This is a genomic window from Algoriphagus faecimaris, assembly GCF_900101705.1.
In the GTDB taxonomy this organism is placed as follows: Bacteria; Bacteroidota; Bacteroidia; order Cytophagales; family Cyclobacteriaceae; genus Algoriphagus; species Algoriphagus faecimaris.
The window spans coordinates 1-2,121 of record NZ_FNAC01000091.1 but is presented as its reverse complement, the minus strand read 5'-3'; the positions used below and the strand labels follow the sequence as shown (position 1 = coordinate 2,121).

Below are 2,121 nucleotides of genomic sequence, written 5' to 3'. Positions count from 1 at the left end.
CCCTGACGCTCCTATCTCAGGCGGTGATCAAATCGAATGTGCTGAAGAAAATATTCAGACCTTGACTGCCTCTGCTACAGCTGGAGAAAATGAGACAATAGTATGGTATACTACCGCCGATGGTGATGTGACCACAGATTCTCCAACACTTAGTGAAATTGGAACTGTCACTTATTATGCAGCTGCAGTAAACAATGAAACAGGTTGTGAAAGTCAGGAGCGAACTCCGGTGACTTTGACTATCAATGATTGTTCTGTGGCATTAGTCAAAGCAGTTACTCCTCAAAATGAAGATAACTGTCTAGATACTGATGACACCTTATTATACACCTTTACGGTAACTAATACCGGAAATGTAACGATCGAAAATGTAACTGTTACTGAGGAAAGCTTCTCGGGAACTGGTACACTAAGTGCAATCACTTTTGTATCAAGCTCAGAAGGTAGTTCAGAAGGCACCTTGCTTGAAGGAGAATCAGCTACTTACACAGCGAATTATACCATTACTGCAGAGGATACGCAAGAAGGATTGATTTCTAATCAGGCAGAGGTGACCGGTACAATCGGTGATTATGGAAATGTATCTGATCTTTCAGGTCAGACCATAGAAGACGATGAAGTTACTGAAATCGAAATTTGTCAAGATCCATCTTTGGACATTACCAAAGAAATTGACGTGAATGATCAAGAATTGGATGGAACCCTATCCTACATTATCACGGTGACCAATGATGGAAACGTGACTTTGACCAATATCTTGGTGGAAGATGAGCAACTTGGTTTTGAGTTCTTGATTCCAACTATCGCGCCAGGAGAAGAAGTTATCTTCGATTCTAGCGAATTTGAGGAATTGAGCATGACGATCACTTCTGAGATGATCGAAGCGGGATGTTTTGAGAATACTGCCACTGCTGGAACTTTAATTATTGGAGATGGACAAATTGAAGGGCCTATATTGATCGACCTTCTTCCAGGAGAAAACTTTATCGGTGAAGGAGAAAACTTACCTAGAGTTATTAGACCATTCAGTCAGTTCTTTATTGAGCCGGTTTCTGATACCGCATTGGCTTGTTTCAATCAGAGACCTGCAATTGCCATCTTGAAAGAAGCAATAGAGCCAGCAGATTGTATTACAGAGGGTGATCAGATTACCTACAGATTTACTGTAACCAATGAAGGAAATGTAAGCCTCTCTAATATAGAGGTAACGGATAATAAAGTTTCTGAAACTGCCATTACAGGCCCACTTAGCGGTGATTCAGGTGAAGACGGAATTTTAGGTCTTGAAGAAACTTGGATTTACGAAGTGACCTATACCGTTACAAGCGATGACATTAATAATGGAGAAGTAGCCAATACTGCGACAGTTACAGGAGGATTTGGACAGTTTACACTTTCTGAAGATTCCAATGAGGTGATTGTCGATGTGGATAAGACTACCGTAATTTCATCTCAGCCTGAGGGTGATGTTTATTGCATCGGTCAGGAAGCTACTGCACTTGCTGTAGTTGCTGATGGTGAAGGAACACTTTCTTATCAGTGGTTTGTAAATACTGAAAATAGCAAGGATGGCGCTGAAGCAATAGAAGGCGCTAATGATGCGACTTATATTCCATCCACTGCTACCGCAGGTACACTTTACTACTTCGTGGAAGTAACAGGAGAATGTGGAGTTGTGAGCAGCGACATCGCTACAGTAATTGTGGACTCTGTTCCAACGCCAATTGCTGGAGATCCGCAAGTAGTTTGTGAAACTGATCCTATTCAGACATTGACAGCTACCGCCACAGTTGATGGAGACTATACTATAGTTTGGTTTACCGAAGCTGTAGGAGGTGATGAAGTTGGGGATCCATCATGGAGCCAAACAGGTTCAATCACTTATTATGCAGAGGCACAGAATGAGGAGACAGGTTGTGTAAGCGCAGAAAGAGCTGCAGTTACCTTGACGATTAATCCTGCACCGGTAGCACCGACCAATCCGGTTGATGTGACAATCTGTGAGGGAGATGCGGAAAGCATAATTGCCACCGCGACTGTTCCACAAGGATTCAGCATCGTATGGTACACATCTGCTGACGGAGAAGGAACTACAACTAGCCCAAGCCTAAGCACAGTAGG

The 2,121-nt window shown here is 42.8% G+C and carries 1 protein-coding gene; it reads left to right on the top strand.

Annotated elements, in window-relative coordinates:
• On the top strand, nt 1–2,121 hold a 2,121-nt coding region (locus BLQ57_RS20660; RefSeq protein ID WP_394331280.1), incomplete at both ends, for a DUF7507 domain-containing protein.